Annotated in this window: 3 protein-coding genes; 1 reads left to right on the top strand and 2 read right to left on the bottom strand. The window is 70.6% G+C overall.

The features are described 5' to 3' along the window. The first annotated feature begins 163 nt into the window (after window positions 1-163). Window positions 164-1,015, top strand: a complete 852-nt coding sequence (trxA, locus tag K2Z83_RS09275; protein WP_220594897.1) for a thioredoxin — start codon at window positions 164-166, stop codon at window positions 1,013-1,015. A 125-nt stretch (window positions 1,016-1,140) separates the two neighbouring features. Here trxA and K2Z83_RS09270 read toward each other — a convergent pair whose 3' ends face one another. Together K2Z83_RS09270 and K2Z83_RS09265 are read right to left on the bottom strand one after the other, a co-directional pair. After that, window positions 1,141-2,610, bottom strand: a complete 1,470-nt coding sequence (locus K2Z83_RS09270) for a 1,4-alpha-glucan branching protein domain-containing protein (protein WP_220594896.1) — start codon at window positions 2,608-2,610, stop codon at window positions 1,141-1,143. Then, entirely contained in the window at window positions 2,592-4,004 is a 1,413-nt protein-coding gene (locus K2Z83_RS09265; RefSeq protein WP_220594895.1) for a serine/threonine-protein kinase, read from the bottom strand. Before K2Z83_RS09265 ends, K2Z83_RS09270 begins: the two co-directional genes overlap by 19 nt. Between the last annotated feature and the right edge of the window lie 117 nt (window positions 4,005-4,121).

The following is a 4,121-nucleotide window of genomic DNA, read 5'->3' as shown; positions in this document are numbered from 1 at the left end:
GAAGGATGAAGGATGAAGGATGAAGGATGAAGGATGAAGGATGAAGGATGAAGGATGATAGGTAACTGGCAGGAGCTCTCAGGCATCAAAGATCGGGTATGATTGAAGCGAGTGAGGAGGGCGAGCCCTCCCTGAAAAGCGATGAACATTTGAGGTGTCAACAATGCTCAGCGGAGTGAAGCAGACGCCGACGACGCAGCGTCAGCCGGCGGTGATCGAGGTCGATGAGGCCAACTTCGAGCAGGAGGTGATCGCCCGATCGAAGGACGTCCCAGTGGTGATCGACTTCTGGGCACCCTGGTGCGGGCCGTGCCGCACGCTTGGGCCGACCCTGGAGCGGCTGGCGAGCGAGGCCAAGGGCGACTGGGTGCTGGCTAAGGTGAACGTCGATGAGAACCAGCGCCTGTCCGCGAACTTCCGCATCCAGAGCATCCCGGCGGTGAAGGCGGTCTATGGCGGCAAGATCGTGGACGAGTTCGTCGGCGCGCTGCCCGAGTCGCAGGTGCGCACCTGGCTGAAGCGGTTCATGCCCGAGAAGGGCGGCTCGCTGCTGGACGCGGCCCAGGCCATGGAGGCGGGCGACCCGCAGGGCGCGGCCGCGCGTTACCGGCTGATCCTGGGCGAGGAGCCGGAGAACACCGGGGCGATGTTCCGCCTCGGGCGCCTGCTGATGCTCCTTGGCGAGGCGGAGGGCGTGGAGACGCTGCGGCAGGTGCCGCTGGGCGCGCCGCTCTACGCCCGCGCCCAGGCCATGCTGCCTCTGGCCGACTTCTTCGCCGCCGCCGACCTGCCGGCCGAGGGCGACGTGGCCGAGCGCTACCGGCAGGCCGCCACCCTCGCGCGCGACGGTGCCTACGCGGGCGCCATGAGCGAGCTGATCGCCATCGTCGCCCGCGACCGGGCCTTCCGCGACGATGGGGCGCGCAAGGCGCTGCTCGGCTTCTTCGCCGCCCTCGGCGATGAGGACCCGCTGGTGCCGGTCTACCGCCGCAAGCTGGCGAACACGCTGTTCTAGGGGACAGGGGACGGGGACAGGGGACAGGGGACAGGCCGCACATTATCGTGCCACTAGCCCCTGCTGCTTTGATTAGCTGGCGCGGCCCGGCCTGTCCCCTGTCCGCTCTCCCCTGTCCCCTCACGTCACGGCGCGAAGATGCGATAGTTGAGGTTGGCGAACGGCCCGTCCAGCTCCTCAAGCTGGTCGATCAGGAAGCGGTCGGCCGGGCTGATCCGCTCCTGGCGGGCCAGCGCCGTGAGCTGGTCGAATCGATCGAGGTAGATCTGCCAGCGCTCGCGCTGCTCGGCCGCCGCGCCGGTGGCGACCAGGGCCTCGGGCCAGTCGCTCGTCTGGGCGAGCATGAGCTCGCGGGCGGCCTGGTTGAGCGCCCGCTCATGGTCGGCCTCGGCGCTCGGCAGATCAGTCGCTATCTGTACCATCCGCTCCTCGGCGGCGTGGATCGCCCGCCAGTACTCCTCGCTCTCCGGCCCCTGCCAGGGGTCGTGCCCGCCCGCCCCCCACGAGCCTGCCTGTAGGCTCGCGCGCTGCCGGGGCCGCTGCGCGCGCAGGTACTCACCTGGCGTCGTCAGAGACAGGGCCGGGTGGGTGGCGCAGAGCGTCAGCACGGCCTGGAGCCACGTCGGCCCCTCAAACCAGGTCGTCCCGATCAGGGCGGCGTCGAGCGGCACCAGCGCCAGATCGCCTGGCGCGCGGCGCGCGCTTTCGGCGACGAGCATGCTCACAAAGTGGCTGGCGTGCTCCTGGGCGCGGCGCAGCGCGTGGTAGGGATCGTAGGGCTGCGGCGCGCTCAGGCCGATCGCCTGGTACCCGCCCGGGTCGCTCGGGTCGCGGTAGAGCGGGTCGCCGACATAGCCGAGCTCGGGCGTCCAGATATGGTGGGCGAGATCCTCGTCCGGGGCGATGGCGGCGAGCCGGCGACCCTCGATCATGATCGGCCCGGGGCCTACGTCGGGCGGGAGGCTGCTGGGGTCGACGACGACGTAGCGCACCCCGACATCGCTGATCGCCAGGTCGATGCCGGGCCGCCACCCGCCGCCGGGCAGCCACATGCCCTCGGGCCTGCCCAGCGTGCGCGTCGTGTGCAGCACGCCCTGCTCGATCTGCGCGCGCACCGACTCGTCGCGCCCCAGCAGCGGCAGGTAGGCGTGGGTTGCGGCGCCCGTGAGGGGCTCGATCACCCGCGCGGCCACGAGCTCGCGCAGGCGCTGGGCCAGGTTGCGGTTGTAGCGGTTTGTGAAGCTCCGCAGGGCCTGCCGGTTCCACTCCAGGTAGAAGTGGGCGAGGTAGCTGCCATGGCGGTTATCCTCGCTCTCAAAGCGCCGCATATCGTCGCTGCGGCGTGCGAGGCGCTCGTCCATCCAGAGGAGAAAGTGCTTCTGCACCACCGGGTCGGCTAGCTGCTCTATCAGCAGCGGCGAGCAGGCGGCGGCCACGCGCGGCTGGAGCCCGGTGGTCTGGAGGTCGCTCAGCAGATCGAGCAGCGGGATGAGCCCCCGTGCGATCAGCTCGTGGAGCGGCTCCTCTCCCGTGTGCTGCCTGCCTGCGCGCCGCAGGTAGGGTGCGTGGGCGATGATCAGGAAGGAGACAAACACACCTTCCTCCTTACGGCTGCGGGTAGATGGGGGTCTGGAGCGTAGGGCTTCCGAGGATGGGTGTCTCGTTCGGCGTGGGCTCTGGCTGCTGTGGGCTCTGGCTCGCTGGTGGGCGGAGTCTCGGGCGCAGGTGTGTCGCTGGGCGCAGGTGTGTCGCTGGGCGGGACGGGCGTGTCGCTCGCCGGGATCGCGATCGTCGGCGTGGGCGCGCCGGCGGTGGGCGTGGCGGTGGTCGCCCCGCCGCGGGCCAGCCCACGCGCCACCGTGAAGAGCAACAGCAGGGTCAGGATCACCAGCAGGCCGCCGATCAGCAGCAGCGCCAGCGGGCTCGGGTTATTGGCCTGGCTCCTGGCGCGCGCCCGATCATCTCTGACGGTCTGGCGGACATCCGGGCGGGGCGCATCGCCCGTAGGCTTTGGCCGCGGGGCCGTGGGCGGTGGGGCCGCAGGCCGGGGCGGATCGGGCGGCGGCCGGCGGGGCGCCGGCGGCGGCGGGGGCGACATGCTGCTCGTCAGCGGGGCCGCCACGAGCGCCGCGATCTGATCTCGGCCGGCGAGGGGCGTGTCGTAGCGCCGGGCCACCCCGCGCAGCGCCTCGACAAAGTCGGCCCCGCTCGGGTAGCGGCTCTCTGGGCGCTTGGCGAGGGCCTGGGCGAGCACCAGATCGAGCTCGCCGGGCAGGTAGGCCAGCACGCTGGTGGGCGGCGGCGGCGACAGCTGGGAGTGGGCGACGATCAGCTGCGGGGTCGCCCCCGAGAAGGGCACGCGCCCGGTGATGATCTCGTAGGCCACCACGCCCAGCGAGTAGAGGTCGCTGCGCCCGTCCACGCGCCGGGCCTCGGCCTGCTCGGGCGAGATATACTCGGGCGTGCCCATGAAGACGCCCGTGCGGGTCAGCCGCTCGCCGTCGGCGTCGGGCGTCTGGGCGATGCCGAAGTCCGTGAGGACCACGCGGCCCTCCGCGTCGACCATAATGTTGTGCGGCTTCACGTCGCGGTGGACGGCCCCCTGCGCGTGGGCGAAGTCCAGGGCGCGGGCCACCGGGTCTAAGATGCTGACGGCGTAGCCGAGGCCGAGAGTGGTCTGCTCGTTGAGGATGCTGTGCAGGGTGCGGCCGTTGATGAACTCCATGGCGATGAAGTGCAGGCCATCCTGCTCGCCCACATCATAGATAGTGACGATGCCGGGGTGGCGCAGTCCGGCGGCCGTGCGGGCCTCGCGCTCGAATCGCTGCACAAACTCAGGGTCCATGCTCAGCTGTGCGGCCAGCACCTTGATCGCGACCGGGCGCTGGAGCAGCGTGTCGACGGCCTGGTAGACTCGCGCCATGCCCCCTCGGCCCAGCTCGGCGCGGATCTCGTAGCGGCCTAGCCGGCGCCCGAGTAAGTTGGTCACAGCGTGGACTCCTGAGATGTGGCCAGAAGGGTGGAACAATCCGCGCGGCCCCGACGTCTACCTGGGTACAGGGGATGCCCCAGCAGGGCATGTGCAACGTCCTGCGCGCCCCCCTGG

This window comes from Oscillochloris sp. ZM17-4, from assembly GCF_019599295.1.
Taxonomy (GTDB): domain Bacteria; phylum Chloroflexota; class Chloroflexia; order Chloroflexales; family Chloroflexaceae; genus Oscillochloris.
Note: the sequence above shows the minus strand (reverse complement) of the source record. Positions and strands in the feature narration are given on the sequence as shown.

Coding starts and splice junctions, on each gene's coding strand:
- trxA (WP_220594897.1), top strand. CDS start 164: ATGCTCAGCGGAGTGAAGCAGACGCCGACGACGCAGCGTCAGCCGGCG.